The sequence below is a fragment of the Kribbella sp. NPDC023972 genome, assembly GCF_040639075.1.
Classification (GTDB): Bacteria; Actinomycetota; Actinomycetes; order Propionibacteriales; family Kribbellaceae; genus Kribbella.
Map to the genome: position 1 here is coordinate 246855 of NZ_JBEZZH010000004.1, position 20692 is coordinate 267546.

The window sequence follows — 20692 nt, forward strand, 5'->3', positions numbered from 1 at the left end:
CCCATGCGGTGGCCGGACGAAGCGCTGAGGTGTACGGCGTCGTCGCCCGGCCGAGCTCTTGGCTGTTGCCTTAGGCAACAGGCGTGGCGCTGGCCGGAACACTGCGGGAAGCGCCGGACCGTCCCGGGCGGGCCTTCTTGGCCAGGACGACGAGGATCGCGATATCGAGCAGGTTGCCGACCAGGAGGGACACCCACACCGGGGACTGGAAGACCCAGTCGCTGACCAGGGCGGCCGCGTAGGCGACCGGCCAAGCCAGCGTGCCGAGCAATTTCTCGACTCGGTTCCAGCGGTCGGAGCTCCACAGCAGCCAGACACCGGCCAGCCAGCCGATCACCACGACGAACGGTCCAAAGAACAGCAGCACGAGTGCGGCGAAATCCCGGAGCCGCAACCGCGGCGGCTGCTCGACCAGGACCAGGCCGTCGGTAGCCGCGGCGACGATGTCCCCGGGATCACCCAACCGCTGCAGAACCTCTCGCACGTCGCTCTCCGAAGTGGCGCCGGCCGCGCGCGCCTCGGCGATGTGCGAGGTCACCTCGGCAACGAGGTCGTCCCGCCGTTGCGCCGGCAGCGACTCCGCCGCCTCGGCCAGGTGCTTCAGATACGCCTCGACCAACCGGTCAGCGCTCATGGTTTGTCTCCATCTTTCTGTCCGTGACGCAGGATCGTGTCGACCGAGGTCCGGAACGTGTTCCAATCGGCGATGAATGCCGCGAGCGCCTGACGGCCCGCGGGGGTGGACTTGTAATAACGCCGTGGCGGCCCGGCGTCCGACTCGCGCCAACTGGTCTCCACCCGGCCCTCCCGCCGCAACCGTGCCAGCAGCGGGTAGATCGTGCCCTCGGTCGTCACCATCCCGTCGACTTCCCCGAGCGCCTTGACCAGGTCGAATCCGTAGCGTTCTTCCCCCTGCAACAGAGCGAGCACGCAGTACTCCAGCGTTCCGCGCCGGAGCTGCGTGAAGACCTTCTCCGCTACCATGCGACACACAGTACCTGTTCACGCCAGCTAAAACACAACGGCCGGCCCTCAGCCGAATCTCGATTGGATGTCGCTCCGACAACCCACCGGCACCGAGCCGTCAGCGGCTGTCTTCGTCGCCGATCAACACCTGGGCGAGCTCGACCCACGAGTCTGCGGGCGTTCCGCAGGCTCAGGAACCGCTTTCGCAGTCACTCGGCGGAGGGTGTGGGATACCGTCGGCGTCCAGGGGCGGCAAGCTCCGGGGCATGCCGCCACTCCCTCAGACAAGCAGCAAAGGAATCGCGCTCAACGCCTCGTCTCGTACCTGGTCAGGACCACGCCGCCGGGAAACGTCCGCGTCTCAACCAGGTTCAGGTTCACCCAGCTGTCCAGCGCGGTGAAGAACGGTCTGCCGCCGCCCACCAGCACCGGATGGGTGACGATCTCGTACTCGTCGACCAGCCCGGCCCGCATGGCCGCCCCAGCGAGCGTGGCGCCACCGACCCTCATCGGCTCGCCGTCGTCGGCCTTGAGTCGGGTGATCTCCGCTACAGCGTCGCCGGTGACCAGGCGGGTGTTCCAGTCGACCTTGTCGATCGTCGAGGAGAACACCACCTTCGGCGTGTCCCGCCAGTTCCGCGCGAACTCGATCTGCGCCGGGGTCGCGTCGGGCTGCTGGTCGCCGGTCGGCCAGTGGGAACTCATCGTCTCCCACAGCTTGCGCCCGTACATCAACAGCCCGATCGCCAACTCCTGGTCGAGCCACCACTGAAACAGCTCGTCGCTCGGCCTGCCCCAGCCGATGTCGTCGCCGGGCGCGGCGATGTAGCCGTCCAGGGTCAGGTTCATGCCGTAGATCAGTTTCCGCATGGCGCCATGCCTTTCTTTCTGTCAGTCCGGCGGCCTTTCTCCGGCTGCCCGTCACCCCTACTACGAACGCCTCACTCCGGATCCGACAGGTCATCGGCAGAAATTCTCACGAGGCTTCTCCGTCGGCGCCTATACGGCCGTGGCACTTGCTGGGGCCCGCGCCGATGAGCTCCTTGGACTCCGGGTATGGAACATAGGGGGCGGGCCATTGCATGGATTCTGCACGGCCAACCGAAACCAGCCGATCGCAATCGGACAAAGCCAGACTCAGTCGGACACCCGGACGCACTACAGCAGTGTGTTTCCGCAGGGCAGGGCCACTCTCGGGGAGAGATGAGCGGAGGGTGTGGGATTCGAACCCACGAGGACGGTCACCCGCCCTACCGGTTTTCAAGACCAGCGCACTCGGCCACTATGCGAACCCTCCAGGCGACGTGGTCGCCGATCGTCGAGGATAGCGCGGCGGTCTGCTGGGGGCGAACGGGAGTGCGGGGACGGGCGGTGGACTGTATGGTCTGCGGAAAGGCGGACGGGCCGCCTGAGTGTGCGGACGGAGGTGAGCGCAATGTCTCGGTCGTTCGAGGACATGGCACGCACCGTCCGGTCGCTGCTCTGATCAGCACAGCCTGATCAGCAGCCGACCGGATCACCCGCCGGTGCCGGAGCGGCGCCGGTTGTCAGGTTGTCCCGTCATGCCCTCTGGAGATTCGGATGCGATCCCTCCGTACGTTTCTGCTGCCCACCGAGCTCGGCTCCGACTTCGGCAAGATCTGGCCGGCGTCGATCATCTCGAACCTCGGCGACGGCGCCATGCTCGCCGCCGGCCCGTTGCTGGTTGCCTCGATCACCCGTGAACCGGTCGCCGTCGGCGCGGCCGCGTTCGTCCAGCAGCTGCCCTGGTTGCTGTTCGCCTTGTTCAGCGGGGCTCTCGTCGACCGGCTCGACCGCCGCTTGATGATCGTTGCCGCCGACATCTTTCGTTCGATCGTCCTCGGCGCGCTCGGCATCGCCGTACTGCTGGACACTTCGCCACTGTGGGCCGTCTACGCCGCGCTCTTCCTGCTCGGTACGGCGGAAACCCTCGCCGACAACGCCTCCGGTGCGTTGCTGGTGAGCGCCGTACCGAGAGCTCAGCTGGGGAAGGCGAATGCGCGGTTGTTCGCCACCGGCACGCTGCTGCAGCAGCTCGGCGGGCCTCCGCTTGGTGCGCTGCTGTTCGCCGTCGGCGCCGGCGTACCGCTGGTGTTCGACGCCGTCACCTTCGCCGCCGCGGCCGCTCTGATCGCGCGGGTCGCCGTACGTCCGCCGGCTCCGGACGCGTCGGGACGTACGGCGCTCTGGACCGAAGTACGCGAGGGGGTGCGCTGGTTGTGGGCGCACGCGGGTGTGCGGACGCTGGCGTGCTCGATCCTCGTCATGAACATCACCTTCTGTGCGGCCTTCGCTACCTGGGTGCTGTTCGCGCGGGAGCGGCTCGGACTGAGTGATACGCAGTTCGGGCTGCTGGTGTCGGTCGGTGCGATCGGCGGGCTGCTCGGCATGCCGGTGTACCACGTGCTGGAACCACGTGTCGGTTCGCTGACTCTCCTGCGGGCTGGACTGGTGATCGAGACCACGGTGCACCTGATCCTCGCGCTGACGCGGAGTCCGTGGGTCGCCGGCGCGACCATGGCCGTCTTCGGCGTCCACGCGGTGGTGTGGGGCATCGTGTCGACGACAGCCAGGCAGCTCGCCACACCGGAGCCACTGATGGGGCGGGTGAACAGCGTGTACCTGCTGGCCTCGGTGGGCGGAGCGGCGATCGGCTCAGGTCTGGGCGGCCTACTCGCGCAGAACTTCGGACTGGCCGCGCCGTTCGCGAGTGCGTTCGTCGCGATGGTGCTGATGACCGCAGTGGCTTGGCAGCCGCTCCGGCATGTGTCGGTACGGCGAGTGCCCGCAGCGGACTGAAAAGGGCTGGAGGCTCTCGGCCGGGCCTTGCTACTGTTTTCGGCCGAGAGCCCCAACTGTAGCCAGGGGAAGACCCCTGGTGGAGTGGTCTCGTAGCCGTGCTGCGAGTGGGCCGAGTCGATGCGATCGGAGCACTCTGTCATGCCCACAGCCACCTCCCTCGGCCTCCCGAACGTCCGCGGCCGCTTGCCGCTCCTCATCGGTCTGGCGATCGACTCATTCGGTGGCGGCTGCGCGGGACCGCTGCTGCTGCTCTACTTCGTCCGGGTCGCAGAGGTCCCCCTCGGTACGGCGGGCATGCTGCTGACTCTGGCGACCTTGTTCTCCATCGCCGCACCGGCTGGCGTGGGCGTGGTGATCGACCGGCTCGGGCCGCGCAACCTGGTTGTCGGGTCGCAATTCGCGCAGGGCCTGGCGTTCGCGGGGTTCTTCTTCGGCAGGTCGCTGTGGCTGCTGTTCCTGTGTGCGCTGGTGACGACATTCGGTCAGCGGGTCTTCTGGTCGTCGATCTTCAGCCTGTTGTCGGACGTGGCCGACGAGGGTGATCGCGACAGGTGGTTCGGCCTCGGCGGCATGATGCAGGCCGGCGGCTTCGGCCTGGGTGCACTGGCGGCTGGTGCGTTGCTGGCCGCGGGCGGGGACACTCCGTTCCTCATCGCCATGGCGCTGAACGCGGTGACGTTCTTCCTGGCCGGTCTGCTCCTGCTGCGGTTGCACCCCTCGCACCACAAGCGTGAGGCGCAGGACACCGGTCCGGCGCCCCTGCTACGCAAGGACAAGCCGTTCCTGGTCCTGATCGGCGCCAACACCGTACTGGCGCTCTGCACGATGCTGTTCGGCGTCGGACTCCCTGTGTACGTCGCTGAAGCGCTCCCCGCACCGAAGTGGTTGGTCGGTGTCTTGCTGGCGGCGGTGTCCGTCGTACTGGCGACCGGGCAGACCCTGGTAGTGCGGCACACCGAGAAGCGGCGTCGTACCAACGTGCTGATTGTCGCCGGTGTGACCTGGGCCGTGTGGGGAGTGCTGATGTCATCACTGCTCCACATCCCCACCGCACTCGTCGTACCCGGTCTGATCCTGGCTACGGCAGTCTTCGCGTTTGCCGACGTACTGCACGCGGCGACGTCCAACGCGCTTGCTGCGGCGGTCGCGCCGGTGATCGGGCATGGGAAGTACCTGTCGTACTGGCAGTACTCCTTCACCTTCGCGAGCGTGCTGGCGCCTGGGTTCTTCGCGCAACTCTTCGAGGTCCGGCACGAGTTCCCCTGGATCGCGCTGTCCGCGCTGGCCCTCCTGGCCGCAGCCACCATCCTCATCCTCGACCGCACCCTCCCCCACTCCACCACCCAACGCCGCTGAACCCCCAAGGTCTGGTGCTGGGCGCAGCCCTGACGTCGTAGGCCCTCCCGAGTCGAGCGGTTGACGGGTCAGGATTCGTTGCGATGGATCGAACATCTGTTCTAATGTTTTCCTCGTTCGCGGTTCTCCAACCCGGATTGTCCGGGCGACCGAGCCTCCCACCTCCGATGTGGACGGTCGCCGGGCACCGCCGCCCGGGTGGTGAGGGCCCGGGCAGTGGAGATCCGCACGCCGAACGGGTACAGCTGACGAGGACGAGGTGATGCTCAACGAAGGGACAACGCTGAATGCTGCTCGAACACCGCGGCCGACGACCGGTCGTGCCCGAATCCGCGTATGTCGCACCATCGGCAGTCCTCTGTGGCGCCGTCGTCCTGGCTGAAGGCAGCCGGGTCCTGCACGGTGCCGTGCTGACCGCGGAGAACGGTGAGGTCCGTCTCGGTGCGAACAGTGTGGTGATGGAGAACGCCCTAGTGCGCGGCCGGGCCGATCATCCCGCCCTGCTCGGCGACGCGGTCCTGGTAGGTCCCCATGCACACGTGAACGGCGCCACGGTCGAGGACGAGGTCTTCATCGCCACGGGCGCCGCGTTGTTCCCCGGTTCGGTCGCCGGCGCGGGCGCGGAACTCCGGATCAACAGCGTGCTGCACGTGAACTCGCGCCTGGAACCCGGCGCGGTCCTCCCGATCGGGTGGATCGCGGTCGGCGACCCGGCCCGGCTCTTCTCGCCCGACCGGCACGAGGAGCTCTGGCAACTCCAGCGCGACCTGGACTTCCCCGGCACCGTGTACGGCGTTCCACGCGGCACCCCCATGCGCGACATCATGGCCCGCCAATCCACTTTCTACGGCGCCCACCTGGACGACCGCCAACTACCCGACCCGAGTAGCAGTCTCAGCTGACGTCAACCTGCGCGACCCCGCGTCAGCTGTCAGTCGGGCTGCGCCTCGCGCGTCAATGGGTCGTCAGGTTGCGGAGTTGGAAGCGGCGGACCTGGGCCGGCGGAGTGGACGCGCAGGTCAAGCGCACGTCCATGCTGTCGAGGTGCACCGACAGCTCAACAGTCACGCGGGCGGTCTCCGTGGCGAGCTCGATGTGCCAGTGCTTGTTGGGGAGTTGACGAGTGGCGGTGGGGAGGAGGGTGTCGAGAGCGAGGGAATGACCGGCGGCGCGGGCATAGTGCTGGGCTGCTTGGACCGGAGGAGTGAACGCGCCTGATCCGCGGAGGAGGTCAGGCACGACAAGTCCTTCGTCGTAGTGCTTGGCGAGCTCGACGGCGCGGGGTGCTGTGACATGCCCGTAGAACAGGCTGTGCGGCAGGACGACGACATTCGCGGCGAACCGGTCTCCGCCGATGTGACTGCACTCCCACGTCCGCTCGGGGTAGGCAGCTGCCAACGCGGCCGCCACCGGTCGCCCCCGCACGGCGCAACACGCGTCGTGCCGTCCGTGCGTGCACACCAAATAGATCGGCTCATGACTGGTCGCACCCGGATCCGCCTCGCCGAGCACCTCCAGCAGATGCTCGTCCGACGGCAACTCACCCCACCGCACCGACTCCCGCCCCGGCCGGCTGTCCACCAGAGCCCACCGCCGCGGCACCGCCCGATCGATCCGCCCGAATCGCCGGATCAACACCGGCCGATACCCAAGCTGCATGCACCTCCGCGCCACGTCTGGGCCAAGTTCGTCAGCCGAACCCCCAGCCGTACGGCGAAGGCTGCTCAGGGCATTGCGAGGCCAAGGGGTGCGGGATTCGATCAGGAGCCAGCGTTCGGCGGGTGGCGCGGTTGCGACCAAGGAGTCGCCGCGGCGGTCGGCCGAGGCCGCACAACCCGTCTCCGCTCGGTACCTCTCAACTAGCACGCCCGCCCACCTACCGTTGCCCGCCGCAACCAATCTGCGGCCTACGAATTCGTCGTGACGAGGACTGCCTCGGTGAGCAGACGACGTACCAGGACCAGTTGGTCCTGGTCGTCGAGCCCGGGAAGGTCGCCGACCTTGTGATCCGCACCGGAGCACACTGCCTGGACAGCCTCGCCCGTGACCGCGGGCAGCGTGATCGTCCGATCGGGAAGCTGAAGGACCACAGGATCCCCCGGTACGACGCGACACCGAAGACCGGCCCGGAGGCGAACCGTCATACCAACGGCCAAGGATGCGATCGAGGCGGCGTGAGCCAACGGCCCCAACGGCGCGGGACGGTTGCTGGACCACGTACGACGACGCAGCCGGGCAGCCAACTCGTCGGGCGTCGCGGACTGGATCTCCTTGACCAAGAGGTCCACCACCTCCGGCAGCACCTCACCGACCTGCGCTGGGTCACCGACATCGAAACCAAGCGGCAGTGCGGCACGCAACGCGGCCTGATCCGCCGCAAGCGCGGCAAGCTCCTGCACGAGCAGATAGCGCGTCATGGTGTGCAGTCCGACAGTCAGATGCGCACTGACCCCACCCAGCGCCTTCGCCGAGTGCAGGAAGCCCCGCGGCACATAGAGCGCGTCACCCGGCCGCAGCACCTCGTCGATCACCGGAGTCTTGTCACGCGCAGCAGCCGCCACCGCCTGCGAGTGGTCCGTCCACGGCTGGTTGCGCAGCGGATCCACGTGCACAGGCTCGTGTACGGTCCAGTGCTTCTCGCCGGCTACCTGCAGTACAAAGACGTCGTGTACGTCGTAATGCGCCGAGAACCCCTGTGACTCGGCCGGAGTGATGTACGCGTTGATCTGCACCGGGTGTCCCGCGTCCACCGACAACTGCGTCGCAAAATCGACCAGCGCCGGCCAGGTCCGATGCAGGGCCTGCAGTACGACGGTGTGGCCGCTGGCGAACAGCGCTGCCACCTTGTCGTCGCGCACCTGGTCGGCGATCTCCGCACCGACCCCACCTGACCCGGTGAACTGCCCGTCGCCGACGACCGTTCCGTTCTTCGCGATACGCAAGAACGGCGTACGGAGGCCGCGGCGGGACAGCAACTCGTCCGCGGCCTTCAAGCTGAACAGGTCGTCGTACGGCGCGGGTAGGTCCGGGCCGTGTGACAACACAGCGCGTGCACCCCAGTAGGAGCGCGCGAACTCGTCGAGATCACCCGCTACACAGCGCCGGAGAGCCGGGCGCTCGTCCGGCAGCTGCCCGGCTCCCGGCACCGTCCTCACCAACTTCCGGAGCTCCCGCTGGCCCCACCGTCGGCGCCACCATCCGCACCGCCGTCGGTCGCGTTCGGGTCGGCCCCGCCATCGGCAGGTCCCTCGCCGGCACCGCCATCGGCGCCACCATCGCTCACACCAGGCGAAGCGCCACCATCCGCGGTACCTTCACCGCCACCGCCCGCACCACCATCAGCACCACCGTCCGTGCCACCCGGCGTCGCACCACCGTCCGCAGGTCCCTCACCGGTGCCGTAGTCACCCTCCGCGCCGCCCGAGCTGTATCCACCGGCCCCGCCGTCCGCGCCACCATCGGTCGCACCCTGGCTGGCACCGCCGTCCGCGGGTCCTTCAGTGTCCGTGCCGTACCCACCGGCCGTCGTTTCGGCCTCGCCGTACCCACCGGCCGTCGTGTCATTGCCCTCGGTCGACCCGCCGCCAGCTGAGCCTGCGTACTCGCCGGCGCCGCCGTCGGCTCCACCATCGGTCGCACCCGCGGTCGCGCCACCGTCCGCAAGACCCTCTTCACCTTCGGGTGAGGTGCTCATGTCGTCGTTGTTCAGACTCATGCTGCTGCTCCCTTCGCAATGGAGGCGAGAGTGCCGGAACGTGGAGCAGGCACTCTGCGATCACCCTGTGCGCAAATGGAAGACGGACTAAACACCGTCCGAGTCACAGCGACGACTCGGTTCAACCGCGAAGGTCGTGCCAGACCTTCGCGAAGGCGTCGGTCACGTCTTCCGGCCGGACGGCGATCCGCAACCAGTCCGGGCCGAGACCTGGGAACGTGTCGCCGCGACGCACCGCGTATCCCCGGTCCCGCAAGGCATTCCGCAGTACGGCGGCGCCCTCGACGTGCACCAGAACGAACGGTCCCCGCGGCACGCCGTACGTCGTGACCGCAGCGTCGCCAGGCCCGAGCAGAGCGTCAAGCAGATAGGCACGTTGACGGTCGAGGGTGAGCGCGGCCTGGGCGGCCTCGGCGACGGCGTGCCCGTTGCTGCAGGCAATTGCCGCCGCCAGCGCAGGAGTGGACACCGGCCAGTGCGGCTGGACTGCCGCGAGTTGCTCGATGAGGCCCGGCGCGGCGAGGACATAGCCGACCCGCAGCCCGGCCAGCCCCCAGGTCTTGGTCAGGCTGCGGATCACGATCAGCCCCGGAATCGAGGCGCCGGCGAGAGACTCCGGTTCGCCCGGTACGGCGTCCATGAACGCCTCGTCGACGACAAGGACCCGGTCGGGACGAGCGAGTTCACGCAGGTCGTCGGCACTGTGAAGCACGGAGGTCGGGTTGGTCGGGTTCCCGATCACCACCAGGTCCGCGTCGGCAGGTACAGCGCGTGGGTCGAGGACGAAGCCGTCCTCCGGCCGAAGGATCACCCGGTCAACCACGTGCCCGGCCGACCGGAGGGCCGCCTCGGGCTCAGTGAACTGCGGATGCACCACGACCGCATGCCGCGGCCTGAACGCACGCGCGATCAGCACGAACGCCTCCGCCGCCCCACCCGTCAAAAGCACGCGGTCCGGCGTCACCCGATGCCGCGCGGCGACCGCCGCCAAAGCAAGATCCTGCCGGGGGTACGCCGCCAGGTCGCTCAGACTGCCGGTGATCGCCTCGACCAACCACCCCGGCGGAGTCCCGACCCGAACGTTGACCGCCAGGTCAACCAGTCCACCGCCGACCTCGAGATCGCCGTGATGCTCCAGATCAAACCCATCGGCCACCCCAGGAGGCTAACCGCTTCCGGCCCGCGAACGCGCTGTGAGTCCGCGCACTAAGAGCGAGGGGACACGGTGTAGCGGCGGTTCTTCAGCGAGGGGTTCGTCTGGCGTACGTCGGCCAGGCGGTCCGCGGACAACTCAGCGAAGGCGGGACCATCTGCTTCGCCGGCCGAGGCGACGGTGACGCCTTGGGGGTCGATGACCTGGCTGAGGCCGCAGTACTTCTTGCCGTTCTGGGCCGCGGCTGCGACGTAGCAGGTGTTCTCCACGGCCCGCGCGGTCAGCAGCGTCGTCCAGTGGTGCTCTTTGAGCGGGCCCCGGACCCACGCGGCCGGTACGACGAGGACGTCGGCGCCGGCGTCCACCAGCGCCCGGGACAGCTCGGGGAAGCGCAGGTCGTAGCAGGTCATCAAGCCGAACTTCAGCCCACCGACGGGTACCACGACCGGGGCGACGTCACCCGACATCAGCTGATCGGACTCCTTGTAGCCGAAGGCGTCGTACAGATGGATCTTCCGGTACGCACCCAGCAGCGAGCCGTCCGCGCCGACGGCCAGCAACGTGTTGTACGGCCGGTGCTGGTCGGGGCTGCGCTCGAACATGCCCGCCACGATCGCCACCCCGTGCTCCACCGCGCTCTTGCGCAGCGTGGCCACGAACTCCCCGTCCAGCGCCTCAGCGGCCTCAGCCACCAACCCGGCCTCGGTCGAGAAGTCGAACATGATCGCTTCCGGCAGTACGACGAGGTCCGGCCGCTGCCGCGCCGCGTCGGCGACGAGCTTCGCGACGAGTTCCCGGTTGGCGGGCTTGTCGTAGCTGCTGGCGGCCTGCACCACGGCGATCTTCATCACTCCATGGTGCCCGAAGGAGTTGATGCCGGAGGACTCAGCCATGGAGACTGCCTGTCGTGGAGTACGACGCGCTGGTACTGGCCGGGGGTGGTTCGACCCGGTTCGGCGGGGTGGACAAGGCGATGCTCGTGCTCGACGGCATCACGTTCCTCGACCGAGTGCTGACCGCAACGGAAGACGCGACGTCGACAGTGGTCGTCGGCCCGGTCCGCAGCACCGGCCGCCCCGTCGAGTGGACCGTGGAAGATCCACCGTCCGGAGGCCCGGTAGCAGGTATCGCAGCCGGCCTGGCCCACGGCACCGCACCCGTGGTCGTGGTGCTCAGCTGCGACCTCCCCTGGCTGACCAAGGACGACATCACGAACCTGGTCACCGGCCTCGGCGACCACGACGGCCACGGCCTGCGCGACACCGACGGCCGCGAACAACACCTCGCCACGGCCTACCGCCGTACGGCGCTCGCCGAAGCGATCACGCGAGTCGGCGACCCAAGGGACAAGTCGGTACGACGTACGCTCGCCGCCCTCGACTTCACCTGGTCCGCACCGACCCGGTCCGGCCGTGACGTGGACACCTGGTCGGACCTCGATGACTGATGCCATCAGGCGAGCGTTTCCGGACAGCGAGATCGTCCCGCGCAGCGGCGGCCAGCTGAACGCTGTCTTCGAGGTACGCCGACCCGCCGCCGCCCCCGTGATCGTCAAGGTCTACACACCCGAGGCAGCCTGGAAACAGGCCAAGGAAGTCCACGTCTACAACCTCCTCAGCGCCCAACTGGCCGATGCGGTCCCGCAGGTCGTCGAGGTCGGCGACACCTTCACCGTGCTGACGAAGCTCGACGGCGTACCACTGTCCGAGACCGATCCGCCCGACTGGCGAGCGACGTACGAGCAACTCGGACGACTCCTCGCCGCGATCCACCGCATCGAGCAACCGGCGTACGGCTATCTCACCGACCAGATCCTCGACCCGCTGCCGGACAACACGCAGTACATGCGTCGCCAGTTCGCAAGCAAACTCAGCGAATTCGCCGACCTGGACGGCGACCCGGCGCTGCACGACCAGATGGAGCAGTACGTCGAGGCCAACGCCGCGCTGCTGATGTCGAGCACGACACCCACCCTGTGTCACAACGACTTCCACGAGGGCAACGTGCTGGTCGATCCGGCGACCTGGCGGGTCACCGGGCTCATCGATGTCGAGAACGCGATCGCCGCCGACCCGTTGATGGACCTCGCCAAGACCGAGTCCTACTCCATCCGCGGGAACGCCGAAAAGCTCGCCGGACTGCACGACGGGTACGGCGAGTTGCCGCCGGACTGGCGGGAACGGACCACGCTCTACCGGCTCTACCACGCGCTCGAACTCTGGGACTGGTTCGCTTCGATAGGCACCACCGTTCACCTGGGCAGCCTCGCCCGGGACATGGCCGGGATCGTCAACAGCTAGCCGGTACCGTGTGCAGCATGCGTGCTGTCGTGTGTGAGGGTGCCGGTGGTATCGAGGTCCTGACGATCGGCGAGATCGAGGATCCGAAGCCGGCCGTCGACGAGGTCGTCATCGACGTGGTCGCCGCGGGGGTGAACCGCGCCGACCTGCTGCAACGGCAGGGCCACTACCCACCGCCACCCGGTGCGCCCGGGACCATCGGCCTCGAGGTGTCCGGCACCATCTCCGCGGTCGGCGAGGGCGTCGAGGGCTGGTCCGTCGGCGACGAGTGCTGCGCCCTGCTCGCGGGTGGCGGGTACGCCGAGAAGGTCGTCGTACCCGCGCCGCAGGTGATGCCGGTGCCGGATGGGCTCGACCTGGTCAGCGCGGCCGCGCTGCCCGAGGTGGTCGCGACGGTGTGGTCGAACGTGTTCATGACCGCGCACCTCAAGGAAGGCGAGACGCTGCTCGTCCACGGCGGCGCGTCGGGGATCGGGACGATGGCGATCCAGCTCGGCGTCGCGCACGGCGCGCGGGTGCTGTGCACGGTCGGCAACACCGACAAGATGGAGTTCTGCACCCGGCTCGGCGCGGATGTGGCGATCAACTACAAGGAAGCAGAGTGGGCCTCGGTGGTGAAGGAGGCCACCGGCCAGGCGGGTGCGGACGTCGTCCTCGACATCATCGGCGCGAAGTACCTGGCCGACAACGTGAAGTCGCTCGCGTACGACGGCCGCCTCGTGGTCATCGGGCTGCAGGGCGGGACCAAGGGGGAGCTGGACCTCGGCCGGCTGATGAGCCGGCGCGGCTCGATCACCGGCACCGGCCTGCGTTACCGCTCGGTCCAGGACAAGGGCCGCATCCTGACCGAGGTCGTCGGCCATGTCTGGCCGCTGGTCGCGGAGAAGAAGGTGCGCCCGATCGTGCACACCACCTTCCCCCTCGACCAGGTCGCCCGCGCCCACGAGACTCTCGAGCAGTCCGCCCAGATCGGCAAGGTCCTGCTAACTGTCTGACGCCGGCATGTTGGCTGCCAGCCACTCCGGGTCAGGCGCCACCAGCTGAATGACATCCAGCCAGGTGCCCTCGGGGTCGCGGACGAAGAAGTGCCGCTGGCCGAAGACCTCGGTCACCACCTCGGTTTCGAGCTTCACACCCGCGTCGGTCAGGGACCGCGCGACCTTGTCCGCGTCCTCGACGATGAAGCCGAACAAGTTCGTGCTCTCGGTCAGCTGATTCACCGCGGCCGGGACCGTCTCGTGCCCGCGCTGACAGATCGCGATCTCCCAGTCCGCCTCGCCGCGACGCAACGTCATGAACCAGCCGAGGTCGAGCGTGAGCTGCAGATCGAGGTGTTGTTGATAAAAGGCGGCGACCTCCGCCGGGCGGTCGGTGACCACGGTGGCGCCGAAGGCTGCGGGTTGCATACATGCTCCTGACTACTACATCTGTTGTTGTTGACAACGACAGTTGTAGTGGATGCCTGCTAGCATTGTCAACATGCCGAGGAACCCAGAACGCCGTACCCAACTCGCCGACGCCGGTCTCACCGTCCTCGCGGAGGCCGGCGCCCGCGGCCTGACCCACCGAGCCGTCGACGCCGCTGCGGGACTCCCGGCCGGTACGGCGTCCAACTACTTCCGCACCCGCGACGCCCTGCTGGGCGCGCTCGGCGAGCGGATCTTCGAGCGGCTCGCCCCTGATGAAGCGGTCCTCGAACCGCTGTCCAAGCGCGAGCCGGGGATCGACCTGATGGTCGACTACGTCCGCTACATCGTCGAGCGCCTCCTCGGCCGCCCCGAGCTCTCCCTCGCCCTGCTGGAGCTCCGCCTGGAAGCCGCCCGTCGACCCGGCCTGCACGAGATCCTGTCCCGCACCCTCAGGCAGGGCTTCGACGCGGACGTCGCCTTCAACTCCAACGCCGGCCTGCCTGGCGGGGCCGAGGAGATCCGCCTTCTCCACTTCGCCATCGACGGCCTCGTCCTCGACCAGCTCACCCCCGGCACCGGCCGCCCGTACGACGTCGACGACGCCACCACTCGCCTGGTCCGCCGCCTCGTCCGCGACTAGCTTGCCAACTCAACTCGGGGGTTGCCCATTGAGAATCCGAGGGGGCAACCTCCCAGCTCAGGGGTCAACGTTGACCGGGACATACTCGGTATGCATACTCAGTATCCATGTCGATCAAGCACGGATTGCTGGCGCTGCTCCGCGAGGACCCGAAGTACGGCTACCAGTTGCGGGGTGAGTTCGAAGCGGCGACCGGTGCGACCTGGCCGCTGAACATCGGGCAGGTCTACACGACGCTCACCCGGCTCGAGCGGGACGGGCTCGTCCGGGCCGCGTCCGGGGAGGGCGACGGCCGGTCGATGTACGAGATCACCGACGGCGGGCGGGCCGAGCTGGCCAACTGGTTCGACACCCCGGTCACCCGTGAGTCCCGGCCACGCGACGAGCTGGCGATCAAGCTCGCGCTGGCCCTCGCCGTACCGGGGGTGGACGTGCGGGCGGTCGTCCAGCGGCAGCGGATGTCGACCATGCGGTCCCTGCAGGAGCTGACCAGACTCAAGCGCGGCAGCCGGGACGGGGACATCTCCTGGCAGCTCGTCCTCGAGTCGATGATCTTCGCCGCCGAGGCGGAGATCCGCTGGCTCGACCACTGCGAAGCCATGCTGGTGCGGCACCGCGGCAAGGCAGCTCCGGCCACCGACCGCACGACCGACGTGCCCGAGGAGCACGACGATCGCCAGGGGGTCCAGCGATGATTCTCGACATCCGCAACCTGACCAGGACCCACGGACACGGCGAGCAGGCGGTTCACGCCCTCCGCGGCGTCGATCTGTCCGTCGAAGCGGGCGAGCTCGTCGCCGTGATGGGCCCGTCCGGCTCCGGCAAGTCCACCTTGCTCACCTGCGCCGGCGGTCTCGACCAGCCGACCGCCGGCGAAGTATTTGTCGACGGCAACGACCTCACCACGCTGAGCCGCTCCGCGGTCGCCGCGCTGCGCCGGCGCCGGATCGGCTACGTCTTCCAGGACTTCAACCTGATTCCGGCCCTGACCGCGGCCGAGAACGTCGCGCTGCCGCTCGAACTCGACGGCACCCGGACTCGCATCGCCCGTAAGTACGCCGAAGCAGCTCTGACGGAGGTGGCCATCGATGACCTCGCCGACCGATTCCCCGAGGACATGTCTGGTGGCCAGCGGCAACGAGTTGCGATCGCCCGCGCCATCGTCGGCGAGCGCCGTCTGCTCCTCGCCGACGAGCCCACCGGTGCCCTCGACTCCGATACCGGCGAAGCGGTCCTCCAACTTCTCCGCGACCGGTGCGACCAGCACGGCATCGCCGGAGTCCTCGTCACCCACGACGCGCGGCACGCCGCCTGGGCCGATCGGGTCGTCTACCTGCGCGATGGGGTGCTGGTAGGCCAGTCCGGCCCACTCCCCGAGGCCGACGCGCTCCTGCAGGAGAGCCACTGATGGGCGGCTGGGGGCCACCACTGCGGATCGCCCGCCGTACCACGAGGAAGTCACTCGGCCGGACGTTCCTGGTCGCCGCTCTGATCGGTCTTCCGGTCCTCGCGGCGACGTGGATGGGTGTGGTGCTCAAGACGAGCGATCCGACCGGCGAGACTTTGGCCAGGTTGCATATCGGCCAGGCAGACGCGCGGATAGACGTCTCCCCGTACGGCAGGTTCGCACCGATGGACATGCCGCACGTGCTGGGATCGGCCGTGCCGGCGCCCGCGCAGGGTGCCGAGAAGCCGGTCCGCGTCCCGGCGACGTTCGACCCGCGGCCGCTGCTGCCGGTCGGCAGCGTGCTGGCGAGGACGGTCGTCGAGGTCGGCACCGCGGACATTCAGGGGCCGTCGACCACCAGCACCGTCAACGTGCTGACGGGTGATGCGGACAGCCCGCTCGCCAAGGACACGATCCGGCTCGACGAGGGGCGCTTCCCGACGTCTCCGTCGGAGGTGGCGATCTCGCCGTCGCTGGCGAACTACCTCGGCATCCGTGACCTTGCCGGCGCGACAGTGCGTAGTGCGGACGGAACGTCGTACCCGGTCGTCGGTCTCGTCCGTGCGGCGAACCAGCCGCAGGCGCGAACCGTCCTCGCGAAGCCCGGTACGGCGCTGGTCACCGCCGACCCGACCGCATCGGTCCAGTACCTGGTCGACCTGCCCGACTCGGTGGACGCGACCAGCCTGGCCGCGCCGCTGCGCAACCACGGCCTGTTCTTATTGCCGCGGGCAAACATCGTCAATCCGCCGCCGGAGATGTACGGGATGGGTTCGGGCGACATCGGCCCGTACGCCGCGATGGCCCTGGCGATCGGCTTCGGCGTGCTGGAGATCGTGCTGCTCGCCGGTACGGCGTTCGCCGTCGGCGCGCGGCGGCAGACGCGTGAGCTCGGACTGGTGATGGCGACCGGCGGTACGGCGCGCGACGTACGTCGGATCGTCCTGCTGCAAGGGCTGTTTGCGGGTGCCGTCGGGGTGACCGCGGGCCTGCTGCTGGCGGCCGTCGTACTGATCGGCGGAAAGCCCTGGTGGGAGCGGATGAATTCGATGTTGTTCCTGTCCTGGCAGATCCCCTGGGTCAGCGTCGTTGTCATCGCGCTGCTCGGTGTGCTCGCCGGCCTGGCGGCAGCGGTCGTTCCCGCCGTGAGCGCCAGCCGGCAAGCTCCGCTGGCCGCCTTGGCCGGACGCTTCGCGGCGACCACCGGCAAGGCGAAGGTGCGGAAACCCGCTGTCGTGCTCGTGATCGCTGGCGTCGCCCTGGTGCTGGCCGGCAGCACGATGCTTGCGTCCGCCCTCGCCGAAGCCAAGCGGACAGTGCCGGAGGACGTCGGCTATCAGGCGACGGTGACACCGACCGGTCCGATTGCCCTTGTTTTGCTGGGCATTACGGCGGTGATCGCCGGGCTCGTCTGGTTGCTGCCGAGCCTGGTCGGCAAGCTCTCCGGCCTTGCCGGGCGTCTGCCGCTGAGCGGCCGGCTGGCGTTGCGCGACGCTGCTCGGCACCGGCACCGCACTGGTCCGGCCGCGGCGGCGATCATGATGGCCGTCGCCAGTACGGCCGCTGTCGCCTTCGCCGCGTCGAACGCGATCGCCGCGGACGCGAAGGAGTACGTCCCGGTCGGACGGTCGGGGAATGCGACCGTCCAGTTCGACACCGGCGGATCCGGCTCGGTGCCGTACTCGGCCGCCACCGAGCAGCGGGTCGCGTCCCAGCTGCCGGCCCGGGACACCTTCCGCTTCGGCACCGTCACGGCGCCGGGAGTCAAGCCGATCGGCGACTACCTGCCGACGATCTTCGCTCGCGCACCCGAAACGACCATCGGCGAAAGCGGATTCAGCCTGATCGTGGTCGATCCGGCGTACGTCGGGAAGTTCGCCGGCCTCGAGCGCGCGGCCGCGGAGCTCCGGGCCGGCCGGATCCTGCTGCCCAAGGCGGACCTGACCACCAAGGACACCGTCGAGCTGATCAGTGAAACCCCGACCAGCAGCAGGCGGATTGACCGGCACCCGGCGGTCTACGCGGGCGGCGTACCCGCGATCCGGATGCTGGGCGACAACGCACTCATCAGTCCGGCAGCTGCGGCCAAGCTCGGCACCGTGAACACCATTCAGGTCGAGTACGAGTTGAGCGGTACGCCGACCAAGGACGCGCTGGCCGCCGCACATCGGCTGCTCGGACGCGATGACCTGCTGACCATCGAGCAGGGGTACCGGAGTCCGGCCCGCCTTTTCCTGATCGGGATCCTCACAGCAGCGACCGTGGTCACGCTCCTGGGCGTGGCGATCTCGGTGTCGTTGTCCGCGGCGGAAGGCCGCGCCGACTTGGCGACGCTCGCGGCGATCGGTGCGCAACCACGTCGGAGGCGGAGCTTGGCGGCGGCGCAGGCGTGGGTGCTGGGACAACTCGGCTGTGTGCTGGGCGTGGGTGTCGGTGCGCTCTACGGCTATACCGCGCACGCGGCGTTCGGATCACCGCATTTCGTCGTGCCGTGGGCGGAGATCGGCGGCATCGTGATCGTCGTACCGCTCTTCGCCGGGCTGCTTGCCTGGCTGATGACGCGGTCGCGGCTGCCGATGGTCAGTCGCATCGACTAGCGCGGGCGACCTCGGGATAGGCGACCGGGTACGGCGGTGTGCTTGTGACTCTCCATTGGCCGCAGGCACACCGCTGGTAGACGACCAGGCCTTCGCTGACCTGATGGGAGGACGCCACGCTCCAACGGTGGCGATGGGCTTCGACTCTGGCTGTCATGGGTCCATCGTGATGTAATGCCATTATGCATCTCAACCCTTACGGCGCCGATGCGGTCCTGCTGGCCGTCAACCTGGTCACGCGGCCTGCCAACACCCCGGAGGAGCTGGCCGTGCGGTGTGAGGAGAGCGGTGTCGAAAGCCGGTTGGTGCGCGAGCGGCGGGTCACCGCCGCGGATCTGGCCGCCGTCCGGGTCGCGCTGGACGAGTGGCTCGAAGTGGTCGACGCGAAGGACGAGCAGACCCGCGTCGACCTGATCAACGCGATGCTGGCCAAGTACACCGAGCATCCCCGGCTGACGAACCACGCAGGCGACGGCTGGCACGTGCACTACCGGCCGGACAAGGTCCCGGTCGGACGACTCGTCGCGACCCTGATCAGCACGGGTACGGCGCTGCACCTGGCGGGCCGTGGTATCACCCGGCTCGGCCGCTGCGCGGCGGACGGCTGCGACAACGTGTACGCCGACCTGTCCCGGACCGGCCGGCAGCGCTACTGCAGTCCCGCCTGCGCCAACCGGGACGCCGTACGGCGTCATCGTGCTCGCTCCTCGTAGTCGTCCACAGCCCGCGAGCCGTCGGACCTTGAACGCCGCCTAGGATGGGCAGATGACCGAGAGCAGCAGCGAGGGCCAGGAAGTTCCGATGGCCGGGGCGCGGACCGAGGACGGCAAAGTGCTGATCGTCGGGCCGGACGGCATGGCCGTCGAGGGGCCGCCGCGCTCCGACAGCGACGACGACGGGCAGGACGAGCCGCGGTCGGTGACCGAGCTCGTCGAGCAGCCGGCCAAGGTGATGCGGGTCGCGAACATGATCCGGCAGCTCCTCGAGGAGGTGAAGTCGGCACCGCTCGACGAAGCCTCCCGGCAGCGACTGAAGTCGATCCACGAGGTCTCCATCAAGGAGCTCGAGAGCGGCCTCGCGCCGGAGCTCGTCGAGGAGCTGGAGCGGCTCAGCCTCGACTTCACCGACGACAGTTTGCCGACCGAGGCCGAGCTGCGGATCGCGCAGGCGCAGCTGGTGGGCTGGCTGGAAGGCTTGTTCCATGGCATCCAGACGGCGTTGTTCGCCCAGCAGATGGCGGCTCGCCAGCAGCTGGAGCAGATGCGCCGCGCGCTGCCCGGCGGCCAGCAGCTCCATGGCGAGGACGGCGCCGCCTTCCCGGGCGGGCCGCAGGCGCGCAACACCGACGGGCCCGGCAGCGGCGGGATGTACCTGTAGTTCGCGTCACCCCTTAATTCAAAGGCTGAAACAACTCTTCGAGGACGGCGGCGACGCCGTCCTCGTCGTTTGACGCGCACACCTCGTCGACGATGGCCAGGACCTCGGCATGCGCGTTCGCGACGCCGTACGACGTACCGGCCCAGGCGAGCATCGGCAGATCGTTGATCGAGTCACCGAAGGCGATCGACTCCGCGGCCGAAATCCCTTGGGTAGCAGCGAAATCGGCCAGCATCGCGGCCTTCGACACACCGCTCGCGGAGATCTCCACCAGGCTGTGACCGCCACTGTGGCTCGCGGTCACCCGCTCGCCGACGACGGGCGCGATCCGGGCCAGCAGGTCGTCGGGATGCCAGCTCGGATGCCGGACCAGCAGCTTCGCGGCGGGCTCGGACAGCAGCTCCTCGACCGCCGCGACCAGGGTGTTCTCCGGTGTCGGCCAGTAGTTGCGGTAGGTCGGTTCCTGCCCGTAGCGATCGGATCGCTCGATCGCGAACTCCACTTCGGGAATCTCGGCCCGGATCGCCTGCGCCACCTCCAGCGCGACCGCCGGGTCGATCATCCGGGTCCGGATCGGGCGGCGCCGTACGACGTCGTACAGAATGGCGCCGTTGGCAACAATCGCGACACCGTGCTCGCCGACCAGGTCGGCCAGGTCGTGCAGCCAGCGAGGTGGCCGGGCGGTGACCATCACGAAAACACTTCCGGCCTGCTGCGCCGCGAGCACCGCGGATCGGGTGCGGTCCGAAATGGTTCCGTCGCCGCGCACTAAGGTTCCGTCAAGATCGGTGGCGATCAGACGGGGTGGGCGGGGTTCGTCAGAGGCCGTCACCCGACCACCGTATCCGGCCTGCTGAGGATTGTTCATTACCCTTCTCACCACGTCCGGCGCAAGCGATCGGACACCGG

The 20692-nt window shown here is 68.6% G+C and carries 22 protein-coding genes and 1 tRNA gene; 12 read left to right on the plus strand and 11 right to left on the minus strand.

Annotated features, from left to right (window positions below):
- Positions 1 to 70: 70 nt before the first annotated feature.
- From AB0F43_RS18295 to AB0F43_RS18310, 4 genes are all read right to left on the minus strand, one after another.
- Entirely contained in the window at positions 71 to 634 is a 564-nt protein-coding gene (locus AB0F43_RS18295; RefSeq protein ID WP_360477541.1) for a hypothetical protein, read from the minus strand.
- Positions 631 to 984 carry a PadR family transcriptional regulator gene (locus AB0F43_RS18300; protein WP_360477544.1) on the minus strand — a complete coding sequence of 118 codons (354 nt, stop codon included), beginning with the start codon at positions 982 to 984 and terminating at the stop codon, positions 631 to 633. Before AB0F43_RS18300 ends, AB0F43_RS18295 begins: the two co-directional genes overlap by 4 nt.
- 288 nt (positions 985 to 1272) lie before the next feature.
- The gene (locus tag AB0F43_RS18305; RefSeq protein WP_360477547.1) at positions 1273 to 1836 is read right to left on the minus strand and encodes a dihydrofolate reductase family protein; all 564 of its coding nucleotides are present in this window, start codon (positions 1834 to 1836) and stop codon (positions 1273 to 1275) included.
- Positions 1837 to 2174: 338 nt separating this feature from the next.
- Positions 2175 to 2263, minus strand: a tRNA-Ser gene (locus AB0F43_RS18310).
- 284 nt (positions 2264 to 2547) lie between these two features.
- Here AB0F43_RS18310 and AB0F43_RS18315 point away from each other — a divergent pair.
- The 3 genes from AB0F43_RS18315 to AB0F43_RS18325 all read left to right on the plus strand — a co-directional run bounded on the left by AB0F43_RS18315 (position 2548) and on the right by AB0F43_RS18325 (position 6047).
- Positions 2548 to 3786, plus strand: coding sequence for an MFS transporter (locus AB0F43_RS18315; protein WP_360477550.1), 1239 nt, complete (start codon positions 2548 to 2550; stop codon positions 3784 to 3786).
- Positions 3787 to 3927: 141 nt separating this feature from the next.
- A complete protein-coding gene (locus AB0F43_RS18320; protein ID WP_360477553.1) occupies positions 3928 to 5145 on the plus strand; it encodes an MFS transporter in 1218 nt (405 codons plus the stop codon).
- 287 nt (positions 5146 to 5432) lie between these two features.
- Positions 5433 to 6047, plus strand: coding sequence for a gamma carbonic anhydrase family protein (locus tag AB0F43_RS18325; protein WP_360477556.1), 615 nt, complete (start codon positions 5433 to 5435; stop codon positions 6045 to 6047).
- Positions 6048 to 6099: 52 nt separating this feature from the next.
- On the opposite strand, the gene AB0F43_RS18330 is transcribed toward AB0F43_RS18325, so the two are convergent.
- From AB0F43_RS18330 to AB0F43_RS18350, 5 genes are all read right to left on the minus strand, one after another.
- The gene (locus AB0F43_RS18330) at positions 6100 to 7167 is read right to left on the minus strand and encodes a sucrase ferredoxin (RefSeq protein WP_360477559.1); all 1068 of its coding nucleotides are present in this window, start codon (positions 7165 to 7167) and stop codon (positions 6100 to 6102) included.
- Entirely contained in the window at positions 7053 to 8300 is a 1248-nt protein-coding gene (locus AB0F43_RS18335; protein ID WP_360477562.1) for a cupin domain-containing protein, read from the minus strand. Before AB0F43_RS18335 ends, AB0F43_RS18330 begins: the two co-directional genes overlap by 115 nt.
- Positions 8297 to 8860 (minus strand): BatC protein, encoded by a 564-nt coding sequence (locus AB0F43_RS18340; RefSeq protein WP_360477565.1) that lies wholly within the window; start codon positions 8858 to 8860, stop codon positions 8297 to 8299. Before AB0F43_RS18340 ends, AB0F43_RS18335 begins: the two co-directional genes overlap by 4 nt.
- Before the next feature lie 121 nt (positions 8861 to 8981).
- Positions 8982 to 10016 carry an Rv2231c family pyridoxal phosphate-dependent protein CobC gene (cobC, locus tag AB0F43_RS18345; RefSeq protein WP_360477568.1) on the minus strand — a complete coding sequence of 345 codons (1035 nt, stop codon included), beginning with the start codon at positions 10014 to 10016 and terminating at the stop codon, positions 8982 to 8984.
- A 50-nt stretch (positions 10017 to 10066) separates the two neighbouring features.
- Positions 10067 to 10906 carry a carbon-nitrogen hydrolase family protein gene (locus AB0F43_RS18350; protein WP_360477571.1) on the minus strand — a complete coding sequence of 280 codons (840 nt, stop codon included), beginning with the start codon at positions 10904 to 10906 and terminating at the stop codon, positions 10067 to 10069.
- A gap of 14 nt (positions 10907 to 10920) precedes the next feature.
- Here AB0F43_RS18350 and AB0F43_RS18355 point away from each other — a divergent pair, with 14 nt between their 5' ends.
- Genes AB0F43_RS18355 through AB0F43_RS18365 form a run of 3 tightly spaced genes read left to right on the plus strand, consistent with a single transcriptional unit; the run spans position 10921 to position 13308 of the window.
- Positions 10921 to 11460 (plus strand): molybdenum cofactor guanylyltransferase, encoded by a 540-nt coding sequence (locus AB0F43_RS18355; RefSeq protein ID WP_360477574.1) that lies wholly within the window; start codon positions 10921 to 10923, stop codon positions 11458 to 11460.
- A complete protein-coding gene (locus tag AB0F43_RS18360; RefSeq protein WP_360477577.1) occupies positions 11453 to 12313 on the plus strand; it encodes an aminoglycoside phosphotransferase family protein in 861 nt (286 codons plus the stop codon). Before AB0F43_RS18355 ends, AB0F43_RS18360 begins: the two co-directional genes overlap by 8 nt.
- A 17-nt stretch (positions 12314 to 12330) precedes the next feature.
- Positions 12331 to 13308, plus strand: coding sequence for an NAD(P)H-quinone oxidoreductase (locus tag AB0F43_RS18365; RefSeq protein ID WP_360477579.1), 978 nt, complete (start codon positions 12331 to 12333; stop codon positions 13306 to 13308).
- Here AB0F43_RS18365 and AB0F43_RS18370 read toward each other — a convergent pair.
- The gene (locus AB0F43_RS18370) at positions 13297 to 13719 is read right to left on the minus strand and encodes a VOC family protein (RefSeq protein ID WP_360477582.1); all 423 of its coding nucleotides are present in this window, start codon (positions 13717 to 13719) and stop codon (positions 13297 to 13299) included. The genes AB0F43_RS18365 and AB0F43_RS18370 overlap by 12 nt on opposite strands.
- Positions 13720 to 13792: 73 nt before the next feature.
- On the opposite strand from AB0F43_RS18370, the gene AB0F43_RS18375 reads away from it, so the two are divergent.
- The 6 genes from AB0F43_RS18375 (at position 13793) to AB0F43_RS18400 (ending at position 19783) form a co-directional block, all read left to right on the plus strand.
- Complete coding sequence (locus AB0F43_RS18375) at positions 13793 to 14362, plus strand: TetR/AcrR family transcriptional regulator (protein WP_360477585.1); 570 nt, start codon at positions 13793 to 13795, stop codon at positions 14360 to 14362.
- 107 nt (positions 14363 to 14469) lie between these two features.
- Positions 14470 to 15057 carry a PadR family transcriptional regulator gene (locus AB0F43_RS18380; protein WP_360477588.1) on the plus strand — a complete coding sequence of 196 codons (588 nt, stop codon included), beginning with the start codon at positions 14470 to 14472 and terminating at the stop codon, positions 15055 to 15057.
- Entirely contained in the window at positions 15054 to 15770 is a 717-nt protein-coding gene (locus tag AB0F43_RS18385) for an ABC transporter ATP-binding protein (protein ID WP_360477591.1), read from the plus strand. The genes AB0F43_RS18380 and AB0F43_RS18385 overlap by 4 nt, the downstream gene beginning before the upstream one ends.
- Entirely contained in the window at positions 15770 to 18406 is a 2637-nt protein-coding gene (locus tag AB0F43_RS18390; RefSeq protein ID WP_360477594.1) for an FtsX-like permease family protein, read from the plus strand. The genes AB0F43_RS18385 and AB0F43_RS18390 overlap by 1 nt, the downstream gene beginning before the upstream one ends.
- A gap of 182 nt (positions 18407 to 18588) precedes the next feature.
- Positions 18589 to 19119, plus strand: coding sequence for a CGNR zinc finger domain-containing protein (locus AB0F43_RS18395; RefSeq protein ID WP_360477596.1), 531 nt, complete (start codon positions 18589 to 18591; stop codon positions 19117 to 19119).
- A gap of 52 nt (positions 19120 to 19171) precedes the next feature.
- The gene (locus AB0F43_RS18400; RefSeq protein WP_360477599.1) at positions 19172 to 19783 is read left to right on the plus strand and encodes a bacterial proteasome activator family protein; all 612 of its coding nucleotides are present in this window, start codon (positions 19172 to 19174) and stop codon (positions 19781 to 19783) included.
- Between the two features lie 13 nt (positions 19784 to 19796).
- Here the strand turns inward: AB0F43_RS18400 and AB0F43_RS18405 are convergent, their stop codons facing one another.
- Complete coding sequence (locus AB0F43_RS18405) at positions 19797 to 20615, minus strand: HAD hydrolase family protein (RefSeq protein ID WP_360477602.1); 819 nt, start codon at positions 20613 to 20615, stop codon at positions 19797 to 19799.
- Positions 20616 to 20692: the final 77 nt, after the last annotated feature.